Genomic DNA, 19,947 nt, shown 5'->3' with positions numbered 1-19,947 from the left:
TCCACATATATTCAGTCAGTTAGGTTACACTGCCTGCTTAACTAGGTTACCTAGATGTAAAACCAGCCCATGTTGCTGGTTTTTTGTTTTCAGTGGAGAGATATAGGGATAAACTTGCCCCTCCAATTACTTTAAGATAGTCCATTAACATGCCGGATTTTGCTCTACTTGCGGTTTTTCTGCCCACTTTTTTCTTTGTCTCAATCACACCGGGAATGTGCATGACACTCGCCATGACATTAGGTATGAGTATTGGTGTTCGCCGTACCCTATGGATGATGATAGGTGAGCTTGTTGGTGTTGCTTTAGTCGCCATCGCAGCAGTAATGGGCGTAGCAAGTATCATGCTTAACTACCCACAAATCTTTGAGGTATTAAAGTGGGTAGGAGGTATCTATTTAGCCTATATCGGTGTTCAGATGTGGCGCGCTAAAGGTAAGATGGCCAAGCTCGATGAGCAATCTGCTAGGATTAGTAATGGCGCGCTGATTTCACAAGGTTTTATCACTGCCATCGCGAATCCTAAGGGATGGGCATTTATGATCTCCCTGCTTCCCCCCTTTATCAATGTCGACAAGGAGCTTGCTCCTCAGTTTGTCGCCCTGCTAAGTATCATACTCTTTACTGAGCTTATCAGCATGTTAGCCTACGCTGCTGGAGGAAAAAGCTTAAAGATCTTCTTAAGCCGTGGGGATAATATCAAATGGATGAACCGGATAGCAGGCTCACTTATGATAGGTGTTGGCTTCTGGCTAGCCTTAGGTTAATCACTAGACTTAAAAGGCAGTGATTGACCCATCTCCTTCATATAGCAGCTTATCTGAGCGCGTTCTTGGTGAGTAAAATGCTCAATCGCATCACGAAAGGCGGGATGAGCAATATCATGATTTGAATAGATAGTTACTGGCTCAAACCCTCGGGGAACTTTATGTTCCCCCTGAGCGCCAGCATCAAAGGTTTGTAACCCGTGCTCAATGCAATACTCAATCCCCTGATAATAACAAACCTCAAAATGTAACCCTTCAATCGACTCTAATGCTCCCCAGTAACGGCCATATAGATGAGTATCGCTACAAAAATAGAGTGCTGATGCAATAATTCGTTGGCCCTGCTTATCCTCAAAACCAGCACCACTGTCCTCTTCATTAACTTCCACTAGCAGTAACTTAATCTGATGAGGCATACTTTGCGCTAATGATTTAAAAAACGATAAATTAAGATAACCATAGTGGCCCGAACGTTTGGCGTAAGTCATTTGGTAACAGTGGCTAAACGCCTGCCACTGCTCATCCGTCACCTCCCCACCATCAACAAAACGCATAGTAAGCCCATATTGAGCGACTCTGTAACGCTCTTTACGAATATCTTTACGTTTTCGTGAATGCATCGCTGCCAGATAATCATCAAAGCTGTGATAGCCTTTATTCATCCAATGAAACTGGGTACCAACTCGGTTCAATGCATTTTGCTTTGAAAACATGTCACACTCAGGTTTAGTTAAAAACAGCGCATGCCAACTAGAGTAGCCACTCTTTTGCTGCATCTCGCTAAGACGCTCAGCAATCTTTGACCACACTAATGCCGCTTCACTCTGAGTTAAGTCCTTAGCAATCCCCACTCTCGGCCCAGTTACTGGCGTAAAAGGGATAGCACAGAGTAATTTAGGATAATAATCGATACTGTTTCGCTCATAGGCCTCTGCCCACGCCCAATCAAAAACATACTCCCCATAGGAGTGAGTCTTTTCATAAAGTGGCATTACCGCCAAGCGTTTCTCGCCTTGTAATACAGTAAGGTGCATCGGTGTCCAGCCTGTTTTAGTACAGACGCAACCACTTGACTCCAATGCGGCTAAATACTCATGTCGCACAAAGGGGTTAATACTCGTTCTTTCATCTAAGCCCGTCGACATTAAGTGGTTCCACTCCTGAGCAGGGATTAATGAAATTGCTGGGATAAATTCAATCTGGATCTCTGACATCAATACTCTGGCTCAAAAGTGATTAAAAACAGATCATTGAGAATAACATAAACCTTCGAAAAATCAGGGGCACAAACTAGGGCAATAAATGATAGCTTGCGTACCACTTGCAATTTGTTTTCTTTAACGTCACATTGCACTGATAATTAATTATAAGTAATAACAAGGAAGCCTATGCGCGCGTTCAAGACCTTACTCGTCGCCATGTCGATAGCAGCCCCACTCGTCACTCTCTCCTCAGCCTTTGTTTCACCAGCACAGGCTAAAGAAGCATCTATCTACAGCCATATGGCAACGGCACAGCCTATCTGGGCTAAACATGGCATGGTATCCAGTCAGGAAGCTTTAGCTACACAAGCCGGTGTCGAGATATTAAAGCAAGGTGGCAACGCCGTTGATGCGGCTGTCGCTGTTGGCTTTAGTTTAGCAGTCACCCTACCAAGGGCTGGCAATATCGGAGGCGGTGGCTTTATGCTGGTTCATCTGGCTGAGCAAAACAGAACCATAGCAATTGATTACCGTGAAATGGCTCCTTCTAAAGCGCACAAAGATATCTTCCTCAATGAGCAAGGCGAGCCAGTTGCCGCACTCAGCCGAGAGCATGGCTTAGCCGTTGGCGTGCCTGGCACTGTGATGGGGATGGAGCTGGCCTTACAAAAATACGGCACCATGACCATGAAACAGGTCACTGAGGCTGCCATTAAAATGGCCAAAAATGGTATTTCAGTCACGCCAGATCTCTCCACATCACTCACAGGTTTAAAGCGCCGTATCGCTCAGTGGCCAAGTTCTGCAGAGATCTTCTACAAAGCCGATGGCAGCGACTATCAGGTCGGAGATCTGTTAAAGCAACCTGAGTTGGCTCACTCACTATCACTGATAGCACAAAAGGGCAGCGAAGGTTTTTACCAAGGTGAAACAGCCGAAAAACTGGTGGCTGCGATACAAGATGCAGGCGGGATCATGACACTGGACGATCTCAAAAACTATAAAGTGGTTGAGCGTAAACCGGTTCAAGGTGATTATCGAGGCTATCAAGTCGTCTCCATGCCCCCTCCCTCATCAGGAGGCGTACATATTATAGAGATGCTAAACATTCTTGAGCAGTTCCCTATCGATAAGCTCGGCCATAATACAGCCGCAACCTTGCACTTAATGACTGAATCGATGCGCCGCGCTTATGCCGATCGCAGCGAATATTTAGGCGATCCAGATTTTTATAAAGTGCCAGTACAAGCCCTTATCAACAAAGATTACGCTAAAAAGCTCGCCAGCCAAATAGCGATCAATAAAGCCACACCCAGTAGCGAAGTAAAACCCGGTAACATAGCCCCCTATGAAAGCAAGCAAACGACTCATTACTCGGTGGTTGATCAGTGGGGCAATGCCGTCTCCAATACTTACACCCTTAACTTCAGTTATGGCTCAGGTTTAGTGGCTAAAGGCACAGGAATATTACTGAACAACGAGATGGATGACTTCTCTGCTAAACCAGGCACACCAAACGGTTATGGCTTAGTCGGTGGTGATGCAAACGCTGTAGAAGGAAATAAACGCCCACTAAGCTCCATGAGTCCAACCATAGTGATGAAAGATGGCAAGCCCTTTATCATCACGGGCAGTCCAGGGGGGTCACGTATTATCAACACTACCATGCAGATCATCATGAATGTTATCGATCACGATCTTAATATCGCTGAAGCCACAGCAGCGCCACGTATTCATCATCAATGGTTACCGGATCTGTTGCGAGTTGAACATACTTTAAATCGTGACACCATAGAACTGCTAAGAGCTAAAGGGCATAAGGTGAAAATCAATAATGCCATGGGCTCCACTCAGTCAATCATGGTGACAGATGAAGGCATCTTTGGCGCATCAGATCCAAGACGTGCGGGCAGTGAAACCTTAGGTTATTAATTTAGGTTATTAATGAACTTCATTTAGCCAATTTAAAATACATAACTAGTTTAGAGTCAATAGTAACGAGAGAGCGCCAGTGCCAAACACTGGCGATTTTTTTTGCTCGCTACTTCTCAACCGCTAACTCAATAAACGCCGCGGTATACATCTTTAGATTCAGCATAAACTGCTCCTGAGTCATAAACTCATTCTCCGTGTGTCCCGTATATGCCTTGCCGGGCATGGTGGGGCCAAAACTTAACGCATTAGGAAAGAGCTTACTTAATGTAAGTTGTTTATCCTTAATTGATTTCATGGCATACATGGCGGTGACAATGGCGCCTTTATCGTCTTCAGTGCCGCGACCAATTAACTTACCTGGCTGAGATTGAGTATCTAACAAGAAAGGATCTTGAGCCCACAACACCGGATCTGCAGGCTGCACACTGACGAATCCCCTGATGATTTTCTAATAAATTAACTAAATAGGGTGAACTTACACCTTGAGTATGATCTGATGAAGGTGCGAACAAACATCAAACTCAGGAGCTCAAGGTGCAAGTGCTGTCTATCCTACATCAATCTCTGTATGAACACTGTCCTGAAATTCACCTAAAGCGTCTCAACTCTCTCATGCTTGCTTGCCAAGCACTCGTCGATTCAGATGAGCTGACTTTGACTTCATTAGGTCGGCATATCAATAACAGTGCGACACACACTAAACACTCCATTAAGCGTATGGATAGGTTGCTTGGTAACCATCATCTGCACAGGGAAAGAGTTGCTGTCTATCAGTGGCATGCCAAATGGTTGATTTGCAATAACACCATGCCCACAGTATTAGTTGGTTGCGCTATCGGTTAAAAAACCGTTGCTATGCGAGCTGGTACTTTTTAAAGAGCGCGCGAAAGGGCGAAAAGGGCAAAGAAGTACGACAACCGACTGTCATCATACGGCTCAATGGACCTATGAACGAACAGCCAAAGAACCCTGGGCACTGGTTACCAACCTGACGATGGAAGCAATGCCGCCTAATAAATTGGTCAATATCTATCGTAAACGTATGCAGATAGAGGAGACATTTCGGGATTTAAAAAGCCCTGCCTACGGGTTTAGCCTACGTCACAGCCGTACAAGAAGTGCGGCTAGAATGGATATCTTGCTACTCATTGCTTTGCTTGTTCAGCTCGCATTTTGGTGGGTAGGACTGTTTGGGCTGACAAATAAATTACAGAGCCAATTTCAAGCTAACACAGTAAAAAATCGTAGTGTGCTATCCGTAGTAAGAATGGGAAAAGAGTTACTAAGGCGAAGGAGGTATTACAAAATGTCCGATAAAGACCTCCTGGAATCGATGAGGCAATTATCAGACTTATCAAGGTCTCACGGATGCTGGGGAGCAGAATTATGAGGGGATCCTACAGCGCTCTGCTCCCAGAACTGCTTAGATAAACTATGGGTTTTAGTCGATAAACGAGACACTTGCTGACCACGCTCTGCTGCATCTTGTGTCTGTTCAAGACTCTCAATTGCGAGCTCACTGATCACTTGAATTGAGTGGCTGATATCGTTGGCGACGGTCGTTTGCTGGGTCATAGCACAAGCATTTTCATCACTCATAGTATTCATCTTAATAATTGAGTGACGTAGTGCCTCAAATGACTCATCTACCTGCTTAGCCAAGTCTACCGATTGCTCAGCACTGCGTTGACCGGCCTCCATGGTCTTAGCTGCCATAACGGTACTTTCGCGGAACTTAGCAACAATAGCTTCGATATGAGAGGTAGACTCACTGGTACGGCTAGAAAGTTGACGCACTTCATCGGCAACCACCGCAAAGCCTCGACCCGACTCTCCCGCCCTAGCCGCTTCAATCGCAGCGTTAAGTGCTAACAGATTTGTTTGTTCTGCAATGCCACGGTTCACCTCTAAAACCTTATTGATATCTTGGCTATCTTGTTCGATTGAAGCGACGACTGAAGCAAAGTTACCCACCTCATCTTTGAGTTTGGTAATGGACTCAATCACCCGTTCAAGCAGTTGATGGCCCTTTTCTGCAGAAAGGTTACTCACCGACATCTCTCTCGCCGCGCTGTGAATATTATTACTCACTTCAGCAAAGCTAGCGCTCATCTCTTCCATCGCGGTGGCCGCTTGGCTGGTTTGCATACTCTGGCTGTCGGCACGCTGTCGTGTATTGTGGATGGTATCGTTTAAACTCGCGCTAAGAGACTCGATTGAGCCAGCTGAATCCGCCATTCGGCCTATCACGCCACCAGTTTCTGTAAGTAAGAACTGCAGCGCAAAACTTATTGTGCCTAATTCATCTTGCCGGCCGGTAAATACACCTTTAGCGAGAGGATCATCAACAGTATTTTTAGCTTGTGTCACTAATTGGTTGAATGGTTTCAAGATACGGTGCAAGCCAATCGCGCCAACTAGGCTAAGTAGTATCACCGCAGCTATCGGTGAATAACTCGCTAAAATAACCGCCATCACTAACATCGACAGCAGCCAAGCATACAACTTTGCCCCAAAGCCTAGAAGTGGGTTGCGTAGCGCTTTTGGTTGCTTTCCCGCTTTTACCTGCTGGTAAATCGCTTCTGCGCGCTGGATTTGCTCCGGTGTAGCCTTACGGCGTACCGACTGATACTCGTGGATTTTGCCATTTTCATACACAGGGGCTATGTATGCATTAACCCAGTAGTGATCGCCTGACTTGGTGCGATTCTTAACAATACCAACCCAAGGTTTCCCTTGTTTAATACGCTCCCAAAGTGACTGAAAGGCAGCCTCTGGCATATCAGGGTGCCGCACCATGTTGTGAGGTTGACCTTGTAACTCATCAAAACTGTAGCCACTAACCTTGGTAAAGCTCTCATTGGCATACTTAATATTACCGTCAAGATTGGTGGTCGACAGTAAAATACAATTATCGGTTAGAGTCTTTTCCGTTTGAGTCACGGGTTGGTTGTTTCGCATTGTTATCAGTCTTATCGCGTAAAATAACGTACGTCACTCTTACAGATATTAACAAATAAAGTATTGATTACTATCACGAAAATGCAGTTAGGCTAAAATCAGCAGACTCTATAACCCGAGAATAGATAATGAAGGTGAAAAAGAAGGTTGAAGCACTAAGGAGTAGAAATATAGTGGTTCCATCTACTGAAGCAGGCAGTTTATAGCTTAAGAAGAAAATGGCACTAACTTTTTGCTAGCGCCATTTATTCATATTTCGTTTTGATAGGCAACAGAGATAATAGTATAAGGACTAGCACCACTAGCAGGATTACCACTTAAACGCTAACCCAAAAAACGGAGTACTAACCCCGTGCAGGTTTTTGCTCGAAAGTCCGCCCATGCCTTTCGGGTAGGAACGCGCCCCCTAATCTGTAAATAGTGTCGTCTCCTCCCACAACGAAGCGCCGCGCCCCTCTTGCGTGAGGCTCAAGAACCTCCCATCCATCTGGGGTGTACCTGATGGTGCCGTTGATCATTCGGTCATCGCGTGAGACTAGGATAACCGAGTCATATTCTTTGATTGTTGTTGTCTCATCGACAATCATAATGCTGTCTCTTGGTAGGGCGAAATCGTCGTAATCGACTACTATCCCGAAACAGCCCTCAAATGAGGTCGGCGAGGGTACCAGCGCACTGGTGTCACGTAGCCTACGCCCTGACAGCGTGTACCTTAGTTCTAGCGGCATCGCCCCTACGGTGGCGGGAGTTATTCCCAAGGAGTCTAAGTCGGACTTTGTTAGTTTTGCAAACTTAGCCAAGAAGTCTGTATTAAGGGGGATCTCCCCTCTTAGATACTGACTTAACGCCGACTGGTTAATGCCGAGGGCTTTGGCCGCTTTTGCTTGGCTCGTCCCTGTCTCACTCTTGAACTCATCCCAAACCCGTCGAACCGCCTTCTGGGTATCTTCATTGTACGCCATTTGTTCCGCCATAATTATTAACTCTATTATTCACTATAACAGGGGCACTGTTTAGGCGTCAAATTAATGCGCAGCTATATGTACTCGTGTACAGGTCAGTAATATTTTGCTTGCGATTTGGTCGGTCGTAGGATAGCAATCTCAGCCACCCATTGGCACTGAGAAAAGGAGTCCAGTCTGTACAGGTTGCGTGCAAATCCAGCCTCAAGAAGAGCTAGGTACCGCGACTATCTCAGACACTCTATGCCATATCTTTTGAGAGTGTCGCATGTTGCAAGCGGCATGTAGATGCACTTTCTTCCAAAGTGGGCACAAAGAGTACAAAACGTCGAATTTCGCAACACTCGATTTTTTATTTGCTTTCACCGCAAATACAGTGTTACTGTTTACCTAGAAATTAGCAAGGGTGCTTAGTGGTGATTCATAAGTTACAAATGCTTAACTTTGAGAACCAAGACGGCGATGATGGTGTTGTCCTATAAATACGCCCGAACGCACAATTCAAAGCAGAATAAGTACCAATAACAGAGGTCGAAACATGGCTATTTCACGACACAAAATAACAGCGACACTAATTACCAGCGCATTAGCTAAAATGCTAACAACTGTAGCTAACGACACTAACGCAGACAAGTACACTGTGCCTGCTATGCAAATAGCGATGGCCTAAAAAGACAGACAGTAAGGTTCCTCTCGGGCGTAGACAGCCCAATAAACACAAACAGAGAGTAAGTTCCATGAAGGAATCATTAACAGTACCGCTTATTTCAGCGGCATCAGTAACAGCGCTAACCAACATCGAGACTGGCGGCGATGACGCGAAACAATTCGAAACAGATGAAGAGGACGAGTGATGTCAAAACGATTCAATTCAGCAGTACTAATCCTGGTACTAGGCGGAATTTCAATCATGGCGTGTGAACGAGCAAATGCTGGTTTAGACGAACGGGTAGCCGCTGACTTCGCAGCTAAGTACACAGTGTGTGCGACCAAGCTACGCATTGCAAGCATGCCACTACGCGCGCTCAAGTTGGAACGTGAAACACGAGAAGTAACACGTGACCACATTGGTGATGGCTTCCTCGTCTACAAAGAGGACCGTAAGCAGCGCTACCGTCACAAGATGACAATAAGCAAGTGCAGACGTTTAGCTGACCGACTATAGCGAACGACTTTAACGAATGACTTTAACAGAACTCCCCTGCGGGGAACCCACGGCATAATGCCGACATTAATAGATGGAACATAGCAATGAAAAAGACAGTTTTAGCAGTATCAGTAGCAGCACTACTATCAGTACCAGCAATGGCAGAGCAGATTGGCCTAGAGCCAGTAAAAGGCGGCATGAGCACCAACCCAGTAGGTGAGATTGGCCTAGAGCCAGTGAGTGACATCACTATTGACCCAGTTTTCAATGGGCTTAACCCAATCGAAGATGACATGCAGGTTCGCCCGCAGCCAGATGAAATGCAAGTTCGTCCACTGCCGGATGACATGCAAGTGCGTCCATTACCTGACGACATGCAAGGCCGCCCAGTTCTTGAGGGTGACATTGGCCTAGACCCTGTTGACCAGTTGCCAATTGGCCTCAACCCTGTTGGTGATCATGGTGAGAACTTAGTACCTGAGATGCCATCATTTGAAGACAACGACGGTGACTTAGACCCAATCGTTGAAGATGTTTTCGACCTGCACCCTGTTGATGATGACATGAGCGTGCGTCCCCTGGAGCCAGTTGTGGGCTTACCTGTTGAGTCACCAATTGGTGTTGACCCAATCTTCGACGGTCTAGACCCTGTTGAAGATGACATGAGCACTGACCCTGTTGAAGATGACATGACAGTTCGCCCACTGCCATCTGATGATATGGGTACTGACCCTGTTGATAACGAAATGGGTGTTGATCCAATCTTTGACGACATTACTAACCCTGATGACGACATGCAGGTTCGACCAATCCAGCCAGACAATGGTTTACCAGTTGAAGATCCAATTACAGTTGACCCTGTCGAAGATGACATGCAGGTACGACCGATTGAAGATGACATGCAAGTGCGTCCAATTGAAGATGACATGCAGGTGCGTCCTATGCCGCCAGAGGGTCCAATAGGTCTTGAGCCAGTTGGTGACATTGGCACAGACCCAGTATCTGATGATCCAATTGGTGTTGACCCTGAACCAAGTGGTCCAATCGGTCACGACCCAGTTGCAGATTCACCAATTGGCCACGACCCAGTAGTTGACGCACCAATTGGCCACGACCCAGTAGCTGACTCACCAATTGGCCATGACCCAGTTGCAGACTCACCAATTGGTGTAGACCCAATCATCGACATCACCAACCCTGATGATGACATGCAGGTTCGCCCAATCGAGGACGACATGCAGGTTCGCCCAATCGTTAGTGACCGTCCACCACTTCATGACGACATCATCGATGTTGACCCAGGGCAAGGCGACATCAAAGACCCGGGACAACCAGATCTAGGTGTTGACCCAATCGGTGACGATGTTAAAGATCCGATTGGTAACCAGCCTATTGGCACAGACCCAGTTGACCAAGGCTTAGTAGATATTGTCGATGACGTTCGCGACGGCTTCGAAGAAGTGAACCAAGGAATCGACGACAACGCAGATGCTATCGATAAGAACACTGGCCTGATTGGCGACAACACAGATGCTATCGATAAGAACACTGGTCTGATTGGCGACAACACAGATGCTATCGATAACAACACTGGCCTGATTGGCGACAATACAGATGCAATCGGCGAGAACACCAGCAACATTGGTAAAAACACCTCTGCCATCGCGGCTAACAAGGAGCAGATTGACTTCAACACGCTAAGTATTAACGACCTATATGGCCACGTTGACCGCTTAGATACTCGTATCGATGGTGTACAGGCTTCGATGCACGCAATCACCAACGCGCGTCCCCTGCTACAAGGTGCTGGTCAAACAGCCATTGGCTTTGGTTACGGTTTCGCGGGCAGTGAAGGTTCAGCAGCCATGGGAGTCGCCCACTCATTCGATGCTAACTGGTCAATGTCAGCGACATTCAACGTCACTACGGGTACACAGACTGATGTGTCAGGTGGTGCGGGTGTTCAGTACATCTTCTAACTAGAGAATAGTTCAGCCTATGGCTCTTACGAGAGCCATATTTGAAACATTTTCATCAGCGAAGAGGTCAATACTTGCCCATTAGATTCAAAAGGATACTGTATCTGTTGGTGAGTACAAGCTTTATCTTTTAACTTCGCCAGTCATTGGCTATCAAGATTAACCTGCCTAGAACAGGCGTACTGCGGCACTTGGCTAACAAATTATCCCCGTTAAAAGTCGAGTAACTTGGGTTGACTCTACGCCAGATTAAATGGCGCATTCGAAATAGTGAATGCTACCTGACTCCAGCCATAAATGAGGCTGTTAAATGTATAAAAATAGGCTAACCGCACCATTTGTTACAAATAACACCGTTTTTTAATAGATTTAACACCTTTATCCGTGGTACTTAAAGAGGTTAACGTTAGCGTAATTAAATTGACGAGAATTAAAACAAGCATAATCGGGGATATAAATATGAAGGGATTAACCCTCAAACCAATCGTATCAGCAGTCGCTTTAGCATTAGCTCTTAGTGCATGTGGTGCTTCAAATATAAGCAAAGATACCAGTACTGAAACACAAATCGCACCCAATGTACTAGCAGCGCAAATAATTGAAAATAATGCTTCTAATCCATTCTTTAAGCCATATGACACCTATTTTGGTATTCCAGATTTCGATAAAATTAAACCCGAGCATTACCTGCCCGCATTTAAAGCAGGTATTGCACAGCATAAGGCTGAAATTCAGGCCATCATCGATAACCCTGCGGCGCCTACTTTTGCAAATACCATTGAAGCGATGGAGTTTTCTGGAAACTTAACGACTAAAGTTGCCAGTGTTTTCTATAACCTAACCGGTGCAGACACTAATGATGAGCTTCAAGCCATCTCTAAAGAGGTGTCGCCTATGCTTTCAGCTGCCGGCGATGATGTTTTACTCAATGATAAACTATTCAAGAGAGTGAAAGCCGTTTATGAGCAGCGTAAGGGACTTAACCTTAATACTGCCCAAGCCAAACTACTTGAAGATACCTATAAATCATTCACTCGCGGTGGTGCAAACTTAAACGAAGCGGATAAATCAACGCTACGCGCCCTAAATGAGCAGATTGGCAAACTAAGCCTAGAGTTTGGTGATAACTTGTTGGCAGAGACCAACGCATTCGAACTCGTTATCGACAATGAAGCGGATCTAGCTGGACTACCGAGTGATGTTATCAGCACTGCAGCGCAAACTGCCACTAAACGTGGACATGAAGGCAAATGGGTATTTACCACATCACGCCCGTCAATTACGCCATTTTTAACCTACGCAGATAACCGTCAGCTTCGTGAAAAACTCTACAAAGGCTACATCGAACGTGCTAACAATGATAACGCCAATGATAATAAGAAAATCTTGGCTAAGATGGCAGCCTTGCGTGCAGAGCGTGCTCAGCTGCTAGGTTACAAAACACACGCACATTTAGTACTTGAAGAGCGCACAGCTAAAACGCCTGAAAATGTCTATGAGTTGCTAAACAAGGTATGGCCTGCTGCATTGGGTCAAGCTGAAGCTGAAGTTGCCGTTATGCAGGAGCTAATCGATGAGCAAGGTGGAAACTTTAAACTAGCAGCCTGGGACTGGGACTATTATGCCGATAAGATCCGCGTGGCTAAATATAGCTTCAACGAGCAGCAAACTCGCCCTTACTTCTCATTAGAAAATACCCTTAAAGGTGTGTTCTACACGGCTAACCGTTTATTTGGTATCACGGTAAAAGAGCGCACAGATCTACCTAAGTACAATAAAGATGTACGCACTTGGGAAGTGTATGACAAAGATGGCTCACTCATGGCGATCTTTTTAGGCGATTACTACGTTCGTGATAGCAAACGTGGTGGCGCTTGGATGAACTCTTACCGCAAGCAATACGATATGAATGGTGTCAACTCTATGCCGATCATCGTTAACGTATTGAACTATCCTAGCCCAATCGGTGATGAGCCTTCGCTACTCACCTTCGATGAAGCAAGCACACTCTTCCATGAGTTTGGTCATGCACTTCACGGTATTCTGTCTGATGTGAAGTACCGCTCACAGGCTGGTACTTCTGTACCACGTGATTATGTTGAATTCCCATCACAAGTGATGGAAAACTGGATGACACAACCAGAAGTGCTAGCTCAGTTTGCTAAGCACTACAAAACAGGTGAAGTTATTCCTCAAGAGTTGGTTAAAAAGATCCAAGCCGCGAGTAAATTCAACCAAGGCTTTGCTACTGTTGAATATATGGCAGCAACTAAACTTGATTTAGATTGGCACACCATCACAGACTTCACGCCAAAAGATGCGGCTAAATTTGAAGCTGATTCTCTAAACAAGATGGGCCTAATCAGTGAGATTGCACCACGCTACCGCAGTACTTACTTTGCTCATATCTTCTCTGGTGGATATTCAGCTGGTTACTACAGTTACCTGTGGTCTGATATCTTAGGTGCGGATGCATTTGAAGCCTTTAAAGAAAATGGTATTTTTGATAAAGCCACTGCCGATGCATTCAGAAATACAGTGCTTTCACAAGGTGGAAGTGAAGATCCGATGAAACTCTATAAAGAGTTTCGCGGCAAAGAAGCAGGTATTGATCCACTCCTTCGCAGCCGTGGCTTACTGAATAAGTAAACCAAAAAGCTAATGAAAGTAAAAAGCACGGCTGATGCCGTGTTTTTTTATGCCTGTCTTTTATCTCAATTACCGTGAGCCTTTTATTAGCAAAACGATCATAGCGTTAACAAACAAAACATCATGTAAAACACCAAGTTCACATTTTAAGCAGGTAAGAGTTAATTCAGAGATATCATCACAACAAGCCTACCTCATGTCACATAAAAGCCATTGGATCTCTATATAATCCATCAAGCTGAGTAACGTTAACAGAGAGTAACCATCAGCTAAATGAGAAAGTTGCAATAGCACTCTCTCGGGGTCTAAATACAAGAGAACGATGGATATGTTTAATAAAAAAGTTTTAGCGGTAGTGATAGCATCCACACTAGGATTAGTTGCCTGTGGTTCAGATGATAACAATGAAGAGGTATCAGCCGTACAGGTTGACCTTCGAATTCTTGAAACCTCAGATCTACACACTAACATCATGGATTATGATTATTACAAAACAAAATATGATCCAACCATAGGCTTGGCAAGAACCGCTAGCCTGATCAAACAGCAAGGCGCTGAGGTTAGCAACTTCGTTTTAGTTGATAATGGTGATCTGCTGCAAGGTAGCCCAATGGGGGATTACGTTGCCGACAACTTCAAACGCGATAACACCATAGGTGGTACTCACCCCGCCTATAAAGCGATGAACACCTTAGGCTACTCTGTAGGTAATATTGGTAACCACGAGTTCAACTACGGGCTAGATTTCTTAGAGGAAGCCCTAGCTGGTGCAAACTTCCCCTATATCAATGCTAACGTATTATGTGAAGCTGACTGCTGGGAAGGTAAAGCCAAGGGCGACAACCTCTTCACCCCTTACATCATCGAAGAGAAAACTGTTATCGACAGCAATGGCGATCAACAAACCGTCAAAATTGGTTATATCGGCTTTGTTCCTCCACAAATTCTACTTTGGGATAAACAAAACCTTTCAGGCAAAGTAACTGTACTTGGGATTGTTGAAGCCGCAGAAAAGTTCATCCCTATGATGAAAGCTGAAGGTGCGGATGTGATTGTTGCCATTCCTCACTCAGGTGTCGGCACGCCATCAAATCCGGTTGATGTTAACGATGAAAATGCCACTTATGCACTCTCATTGGTGGAGGGGATTGACGCCATCACCTTTGGCCACAGCCACTCAGTGTTCCCATCAGCTACCTTTGAAGGATTGGAAAACGCTGACTTAGAGAAAGGAACAATCAACGGTGTGGCAGCGGTAATGCCTGGTCGTTGGGGTGATAACTTAGGTATTGTCGATCTTAAACTCGAGATGCAAAACGGCGCTTGGGTTGTCATCGACCGCTCAGCTAAAGCATCACCGATATATGATAAAAATGCAGAACAGCCTGAACTCGTCACTGCCGATAATGGTATTCGTGACGCTGTAGCGCTTGAGCACCAAGGCACACTTAGCTACGTAGATCAGCCTATTGGTAGAGCCTCTGCTGATATGTATAGCTTCCTGACCTTAGTGCAGGATGATCCAACAGTGCAGATTGTCTCTGATGCACAGATAGCTAAAGTCAAAGCTAACCTAACCGACGCATTAAAAGATATTCCGGTGCTTTCTGCGGCTGCTCCATTTAAAGCTGGCGGACGTCACAGCACCGCTGCTGACGCAGACTCCTACGTGCAAGTACCAGCAGGAGATCTGACCTATAAGAATGCCGCCGATCTTTATCTCTATCCAAATACTATGGTTGCCGTTAAACTTACTGGCGCAGAGCTAAAAGATTGGTTGGAGTGCAGTGCAAACCAGTTTAATCAGATTGATCCAAGCATCTCGACACCACAAAACCTAATTAACTGGGACACACACCGAACTTACAACTTCGATGTTATCGATGGTGTGACTTACAAAATAGATGTCACTCAACCCACTAAGTTCGATGGGGATTGTAAGCTTGTCAATGAAGATGCAAACCGCATTGTTGACTTGGCTTATACCCAAGGTGATACGGTATTCACCGGTGATGAATTAGCTAAGAAAGAGTTTATCGTCGCAACCAATAACTACCGCGCATTTGGTGGTAAGTTTGCAGGTACGGGATCAGACTACGTCATCATGGAGTTGCCAGACAGTAATCGTGAAGCTCTAGCTCAGTACATCACAGATGAAACAGAGACCAATGGAGAAGTGGATCCCTCTGCTGACAATAACTGGGACTTTGTGACGATCGATACTGCCACTCAGTTAGATATCCGCTTTGAAACCCAAGACAGCGAACTTGCTGATAAATTTGTTATCGATAACCAAGTTCGCCCATTAACTAAACGCACAGATTTAACCGATGAGTTTGGCTTTGCCATCTACAATATTGACCTAACCACACCAGTGACTAAGTAGGTAAACATACTACAAGGCTGTCTCATTTAAGCCTAACCTAGTCGGTTTTGACTAACAAAGGCCCTTTTGGCATCAAAAGGGTCTTTTTCTAACCAAACTAGATCATACAATTAAACCAAAAGAGCGATGAATTCATTTTAATATTGAGAAATTCAATAATTTGCGTAAACCCATCTTATGAACTAGCTTAATTAGATGACATTTATTTTAAATGGAGAAGCGCAGATGAATAGAATCAAAGAGGCTCAAGAGCACTTAAAGAATGAGTTTAAACTTTATAATGACGCTAGCAGTAAAAAGCTTCCGGATCTCGAGCTTGAATCCCCCGAAAAGCTTGAAGCACTATTAGAATCTGTGACGCGAAGGGAGTCATTAAGTCGTGATAAAAAAACGCCTCCCGCAACTAAGCTCAAATCAGCCTTAGCCGACAACCTTCTTCTACTGGATAATTTTGATATTAAGAAAGCCAAAGAAGCAGGAAAAGCTGAAAGCTAGCCATATACATTAGCAAAATGCTCACCTTTGAATGAGTTGGTTTACGTTGAAAATTTTCCCATTAGTAACCAACTCATGCTTCGCCATTAAATTATAATTTTTGTCCTTTCCTGTCCCGATAGAGATTGTTTGCGCCATTTATCGCAAGAGAACATAAAATAAGTACGCTTAAAACAGTAAGTACAAACTTAGCCATTGGATAGTTGTTATAGATAAACATAGGCTCAAACTCAGTGTAATTACGAACTAAACGCTCAATCAAAGAGAGTAGGTTAATCACAATAGAGGCTAGATACAGTAAAATTAAACAGATCTCATTACTTGTCAGTTTATAATATTGGGCAGAGCCTAATGCAAGTCGACTCAGAATAGGAATATTAAGGTTAGCAATTTTGGAGGCCGTTTTCTGCCGATTCAATATCATAGCAATAATAACAACATCAAAAAGTGAGATTGCAAGGTAATAAAAACCTCCCCACTTTATAATTACCCCAATGATTAACACATCTATTGTCTTTAAAACAATCAGTGTACCCGTCAACCAACGGATATTAGCAGATTGGGCACTCACAGCAAAAGCTATGATAATAATGGCCCATTCAATGCGGTTAAGCAGTGAAAAATACTCTAACATAAGTCTGGAAACATCCTATTCCTAACTTCAACCAGTAAAAACACAATTAAAACAAAAGTGTTAAATACGTTAACCTTCACTGCTTAAACCTAACTGAATATCACACATTAACGGATATTGGGGTATGGCCACCTGATATTTTATCAACGTCAGAAGAGCTAAGTCCTGAAACGCCTCGAGAATAGGTAACCGTCTCATCACTATGAGCTTTTGGTGGTGGCTGAATATCGCCCCCAGTTGTATTTGGTGTGATCATCAGTCCACCTGCTTGAATTTTTGGTGGTGGCTGAACATCTCCCCCTGTCGTATTTGGTGTGATCATCAGTCCACCTGCTTGAATTTTTGGTGGTGGCTGAACATCCCCCCCAGTAGTATTCGGTGTGATCTCTACTTCACTTGAGGATATTGATTTTAGCTGACTACTTTGTGAAATCAGTGGAGGATTGCTGATTATCATCTTGAAACTCCTTGTCTGTGAACTGTATTTTACTCATTTTTGAAGGTATTTTGGGAAGTAAATTGTTCGGGTTAAGCCCCACAATCACACATAAATGCAAAAACTGAGACAGTTTAGGTTCAGAGACCCCATCCTCCCAGTTATATATGGTTTGTCGGCTACACCCCATCTTACTTGCCAGTTCAGTGACACTGTATCCTTGTGACAACCGAAGCGATTTGACTATCTCTGGTGTTGTGAACATAAATTCCTTTTTTCCACTGGCCGTTGATAAAAAGATATACAGCTTTTCCCTTAAGTAGGGAGAACATATTTTTAACACTACAGACAGTTTTAGTCTAATTTTTTAGACAGATAGTTTGTTAATGTTAAATCTTGAGTTGACTTGTGCAGTGTCAAACCAAAATGTACAAACGAAAAAACGCCTAGGGAGCGAGCACAAGTAGTGAATCTGCCACCAATTATTTTGCTGTTTTTTGAATGTAGAATCATGAAACTAGCCTAAGAGCTTGTCATCATTTACAACTCAGGTTAGGTCGAGTAGGCCAGTACTCGACTTACTTTTAAAGTGTTGACCCTTTATCCCCCGCCTAGCATCAACTTTCTCTCGCTAAAATACGATTTCAGTGACCACCTCAGTTTTTACTGAGTTCGCAATAAAGCACTGCTCATGGGATTGATGATGCACTTTTTCAAGTTGAGCCAAGCTTGGTTGCTTTTCTCCTGAAAACGTCACTTTGGGCCTAAGCAGTACCTTAGTCATCGCCATTTTCCCACTTTCATCCAGCTCCATTACTCCCACAGCATTATCATGATACGCATCAACTACCCAACGCCTTTTTGCCGCAATCCCCAAAAAGAACAACATATGACAACTTGAGAGTGAAGCGACAAATGCCTCCTCTGGATCAACATTAGCCTCCACAGAAAACGGCAAAGGAACAATATGAGGTGAAGAGGAAGCTGAAATCTCGACTCCACCGTCAAAAGACCACTGATGACCTCGGCTATATTCATTATCAATAAAGGACTCATCAGCGGCTCGCTTCCAATTGATGATGGCAAGATACTCAGACATTAATACTCCTTATGTTTTAGCAAGTCTCACTAAAATTAAAATCACTTCACCATATAGAGGCAGTTATCAATCGGGATAGCTTCAGGGTATTGGCTCTCAATAAAACCTAACGACAGATAGAGATTAAGGGCTGGAAGATTATGATTTAACACAAACAAAGAGACTGAACCTGTGACAAGAGGGATCCCTAACGCTTCACACCCTAACTCACTTAAAGTCAAGATCAGGTAATGACTCACTTTCATCTCTATCAACCCTGTTATCTGACAAGTTTGCCCTCGAAAATGGGGGGCAATAACGAGGCGTCCTAGGTGACATTTGCCATTACGGCGGTAACACTGACCAAATCCGACAAGCTCGCCAGTGTCATTTACCAAAGAGAATGATGTTAACGTGTCCAGATTAAGATCTTCAATGAAGCTATCATAGGTAAATGGATAGCGAAAACCAGGACCAGCCCAAGAATACAGTGAGTCTTTATCATCAAACCAGAGCATCATCTGGTGAACATGCTCCTCACTTACACTGATAAGTTTCATATCCAACTCTCCATAAACTCTTATCCTTCCCTTCTTTGAATAGAAAGAACAAGATACAGTATCAAATTAACTATGACTAATACCAATCAGTATAAGTTTTCCTATTCATTGGGCGTAATAGAATGAACATAAATCAACTCCCCTTTTCTCAAGCTTGTGAAAACAATAAAGCCCCTATCCTTGATGTGATAAGGCCGCTATTTTTAAACTCAAGACACCTGCTGGAGATAGGCACTGGCACTGCGCAGCACGCCGTCCACTTTGCTCAACATCTGCCACATCTTATTTGGCAAACCAGTGATCAACAGGGCTATCTTGAAGGGATAGAGATGAGATTAGCTCAAGTACAGCTAATGAATTTACGACAACCATTAACACTCGATGTGACCCAAACTTGGCCACTATCAAAACAGGTTAATTTCGATGCTATGTTTACTGCCAACACGCTGCATATCATGTCTAAAGAGATGGTAGAAGCCTTTTTTAACGGCGTCGGAGAGCATTTACAGCCCCAAGGACAACTCTGCATCTACGGGCCATTTAATTATGGAGGAAACTACACCAGTGAAAGTAATGCCATGTTCGATATCTGGCTCGCAGAGCAAAACCCTCAAAGTGCGATACGCGATATTGAGTGGATTGTTCAACTTGCAAAAGAGCAAGATCTAAAGCTAATGGCCGACCACACCATGCCAGCCAATAATCGCTTGCTTCATTTTGTTAAGCTATAAACGCAGTTACTAGACAACTCTATAG

General features: G+C 44.3%; 16 protein-coding genes and 2 pseudogenes. 9 read left to right on the top strand and 9 right to left on the bottom strand.

Going from position 1 to position 19,947, the window contains the following annotated elements; genetic code table 11:
• Positions 1–149: 149 nt before the first annotated feature.
• Positions 150–767, top strand: coding sequence for a LysE family translocator (locus K0625_RS09000; protein WP_220109387.1), 618 nt, complete (start codon positions 150–152; stop codon positions 765–767).
• On the opposite strand, the gene K0625_RS08995 is transcribed toward K0625_RS09000, so the two are convergent.
• Complete coding sequence (locus tag K0625_RS08995) at positions 764–1,981, bottom strand: GNAT family N-acetyltransferase (RefSeq protein ID WP_220109386.1); 1,218 nt, start codon at positions 1,979–1,981, stop codon at positions 764–766. The two genes, K0625_RS09000 and K0625_RS08995, sit on opposite strands and share 4 nt — an antisense overlap.
• A gap of 174 nt (positions 1,982–2,155) precedes the next feature.
• Here K0625_RS08995 and ggt point away from each other — a divergent pair, with 174 nt between their 5' ends.
• The gene (gene ggt / locus K0625_RS08990) at positions 2,156–3,901 is read left to right on the top strand and encodes a gamma-glutamyltransferase (RefSeq protein ID WP_220109385.1); all 1,746 of its coding nucleotides are present in this window, start codon (positions 2,156–2,158) and stop codon (positions 3,899–3,901) included.
• Between the two features lie 271 nt (positions 3,902–4,172).
• Here the strand turns inward: ggt and K0625_RS24900 are convergent.
• A pseudogene (locus K0625_RS24900) lies at positions 4,173–4,328 on the bottom strand (M20/M25/M40 family metallo-hydrolase); the annotation flags it as partial.
• Positions 4,329–4,438: 110 nt separating this feature from the next.
• Here K0625_RS24900 and K0625_RS08980 point away from each other — a divergent pair.
• Positions 4,439–5,294, top strand: a pseudogene (locus tag K0625_RS08980) (IS4 family transposase).
• Here the strand turns inward: K0625_RS08980 and K0625_RS08975 are convergent.
• Both K0625_RS08975 and K0625_RS08970 read right to left on the bottom strand, forming a co-directional pair.
• Positions 5,267–6,865, bottom strand: coding sequence for a methyl-accepting chemotaxis protein (locus K0625_RS08975; protein WP_220109384.1), 1,599 nt, complete (start codon positions 6,863–6,865; stop codon positions 5,267–5,269). The pseudogene K0625_RS08980 and the gene K0625_RS08975 sit on opposite strands and share 28 nt — an antisense overlap.
• A gap of 344 nt (positions 6,866–7,209) precedes the next feature.
• Entirely contained in the window at positions 7,210–7,827 is a 618-nt protein-coding gene (locus K0625_RS08970; protein ID WP_220109383.1) for a helix-turn-helix domain-containing protein, read from the bottom strand.
• 910 nt (positions 7,828–8,737) lie between these two features.
• On the opposite strand from K0625_RS08970, the gene K0625_RS08965 reads away from it, so the two are divergent.
• The 5 genes from K0625_RS08965 (at position 8,738) to K0625_RS08945 (ending at position 16,483) form a co-directional block, all read left to right on the top strand.
• Positions 8,738–8,992, top strand: a complete 255-nt coding sequence (locus K0625_RS08965) for a hypothetical protein (RefSeq protein WP_220109382.1) — start codon at positions 8,738–8,740, stop codon at positions 8,990–8,992.
• 86 nt (positions 8,993–9,078) lie between these two features.
• Positions 9,079–10,953, top strand: a complete 1,875-nt coding sequence (locus K0625_RS08960) for a YadA C-terminal domain-containing protein (protein WP_220109381.1) — start codon at positions 9,079–9,081, stop codon at positions 10,951–10,953.
• A 459-nt stretch (positions 10,954–11,412) separates the two neighbouring features.
• A complete protein-coding gene (locus tag K0625_RS08955; protein WP_220109380.1) occupies positions 11,413–13,602 on the top strand; it encodes a M3 family metallopeptidase in 2,190 nt (729 codons plus the stop codon).
• A 328-nt stretch (positions 13,603–13,930) separates the two neighbouring features.
• Positions 13,931–15,988 carry a bifunctional 2',3'-cyclic-nucleotide 2'-phosphodiesterase/3'-nucleotidase gene (locus tag K0625_RS08950; protein ID WP_220109379.1) on the top strand — a complete coding sequence of 686 codons (2,058 nt, stop codon included), beginning with the start codon at positions 13,931–13,933 and terminating at the stop codon, positions 15,986–15,988.
• 225 nt (positions 15,989–16,213) lie between these two features.
• Positions 16,214–16,483 (top strand): hypothetical protein, encoded by a 270-nt coding sequence (locus tag K0625_RS08945; RefSeq protein WP_012324555.1) that lies wholly within the window; start codon positions 16,214–16,216, stop codon positions 16,481–16,483.
• 91 nt (positions 16,484–16,574) lie between these two features.
• On the opposite strand, the gene K0625_RS08940 is transcribed toward K0625_RS08945, so the two are convergent.
• From K0625_RS08940 to K0625_RS08920, 5 genes are all read right to left on the bottom strand, one after another.
• Positions 16,575–17,117: a hypothetical protein gene (locus K0625_RS08940; RefSeq protein WP_220109378.1), complete on the bottom strand. Its 543-nt coding sequence runs from the start codon at positions 17,115–17,117 to the stop codon at positions 16,575–16,577.
• 100 nt (positions 17,118–17,217) lie between these two features.
• Positions 17,218–17,574 carry a hypothetical protein gene (locus K0625_RS08935; RefSeq protein ID WP_220109377.1) on the bottom strand — a complete coding sequence of 119 codons (357 nt, stop codon included), beginning with the start codon at positions 17,572–17,574 and terminating at the stop codon, positions 17,218–17,220.
• Positions 17,537–17,818 (bottom strand): helix-turn-helix domain-containing protein, encoded by a 282-nt coding sequence (locus tag K0625_RS08930; protein WP_220109376.1) that lies wholly within the window; start codon positions 17,816–17,818, stop codon positions 17,537–17,539. Before K0625_RS08930 ends, K0625_RS08935 begins: the two co-directional genes overlap by 38 nt.
• Positions 17,819–18,184: 366 nt before the next feature.
• Positions 18,185–18,652 carry an OsmC family protein gene (locus K0625_RS08925; RefSeq protein ID WP_220109375.1) on the bottom strand — a complete coding sequence of 156 codons (468 nt, stop codon included), beginning with the start codon at positions 18,650–18,652 and terminating at the stop codon, positions 18,185–18,187.
• A 41-nt stretch (positions 18,653–18,693) separates the two neighbouring features.
• On the bottom strand, positions 18,694–19,191 hold the full coding sequence (locus K0625_RS08920) for a GNAT family N-acetyltransferase (RefSeq protein ID WP_220109374.1): 498 nt from the start codon (positions 19,189–19,191) through the stop codon (positions 18,694–18,696).
• Between the two features lie 122 nt (positions 19,192–19,313).
• Between K0625_RS08920 and K0625_RS08915 the strand changes: the two genes are divergently transcribed.
• Positions 19,314–19,922, top strand: coding sequence for a DUF938 domain-containing protein (locus tag K0625_RS08915; RefSeq protein ID WP_220109373.1), 609 nt, complete (start codon positions 19,314–19,316; stop codon positions 19,920–19,922).
• Positions 19,923–19,947: the final 25 nt, after the last annotated feature.

Source organism: Shewanella nanhaiensis (assembly GCF_019457885.1).
GTDB classification, from domain to species: Bacteria; Pseudomonadota; Gammaproteobacteria; order Enterobacterales; family Shewanellaceae; genus Shewanella; species Shewanella nanhaiensis.
The sequence above is the reverse complement of the archived record's forward strand: the minus strand, read 5'-3'. Positions and strand labels throughout refer to the sequence as shown.

What these genes read in the sequence shown, in the direction of transcription:
- K0625_RS09000 (WP_220109387.1), top strand. Translation starts at nt 150, where the DNA reads ATGCCGGATTTTGCTCTACTTGCGGTTTTTCTGCCCACTTTTTTCTTT.
- K0625_RS08995 (WP_220109386.1), bottom strand. Translation starts at nt 1,981, where the DNA reads ATGTCAGAGATCCAGATTGAATTTATCCCAGCAATTTCATTAATCCCT.
- ggt (WP_220109385.1), top strand. Translation starts at nt 2,156, where the DNA reads ATGCGCGCGTTCAAGACCTTACTCGTCGCCATGTCGATAGCAGCCCCA.
- K0625_RS08975 (WP_220109384.1), bottom strand. Translation starts at nt 6,865, where the DNA reads ATGCGAAACAACCAACCCGTGACTCAAACGGAAAAGACTCTAACCGAT.
- K0625_RS08970 (WP_220109383.1), bottom strand. Translation starts at nt 7,827, where the DNA reads ATGGCGTACAATGAAGATACCCAGAAGGCGGTTCGACGGGTTTGGGAT.
- K0625_RS08965 (WP_220109382.1), top strand. Translation starts at nt 8,738, where the DNA reads ATGGCGTGTGAACGAGCAAATGCTGGTTTAGACGAACGGGTAGCCGCT.
- K0625_RS08960 (WP_220109381.1), top strand. Translation starts at nt 9,079, where the DNA reads ATGAAAAAGACAGTTTTAGCAGTATCAGTAGCAGCACTACTATCAGTA.
- K0625_RS08955 (WP_220109380.1), top strand. Translation starts at nt 11,413, where the DNA reads ATGAAGGGATTAACCCTCAAACCAATCGTATCAGCAGTCGCTTTAGCA.
- K0625_RS08950 (WP_220109379.1), top strand. Translation starts at nt 13,931, where the DNA reads ATGTTTAATAAAAAAGTTTTAGCGGTAGTGATAGCATCCACACTAGGA.
- K0625_RS08945 (WP_012324555.1), top strand. Translation starts at nt 16,214, where the DNA reads ATGAATAGAATCAAAGAGGCTCAAGAGCACTTAAAGAATGAGTTTAAA.
- K0625_RS08940 (WP_220109378.1), bottom strand. Translation starts at nt 17,117, where the DNA reads ATGTTAGAGTATTTTTCACTGCTTAACCGCATTGAATGGGCCATTATT.
- K0625_RS08935 (WP_220109377.1), bottom strand. Translation starts at nt 17,574, where the DNA reads ATGATAATCAGCAATCCTCCACTGATTTCACAAAGTAGTCAGCTAAAA.
- K0625_RS08930 (WP_220109376.1), bottom strand. Translation starts at nt 17,818, where the DNA reads ATGTTCACAACACCAGAGATAGTCAAATCGCTTCGGTTGTCACAAGGA.
- K0625_RS08925 (WP_220109375.1), bottom strand. Translation starts at nt 18,652, where the DNA reads ATGTCTGAGTATCTTGCCATCATCAATTGGAAGCGAGCCGCTGATGAG.
- K0625_RS08920 (WP_220109374.1), bottom strand. Translation starts at nt 19,191, where the DNA reads ATGAAACTTATCAGTGTAAGTGAGGAGCATGTTCACCAGATGATGCTC.
- K0625_RS08915 (WP_220109373.1), top strand. Translation starts at nt 19,314, where the DNA reads ATGAACATAAATCAACTCCCCTTTTCTCAAGCTTGTGAAAACAATAAA.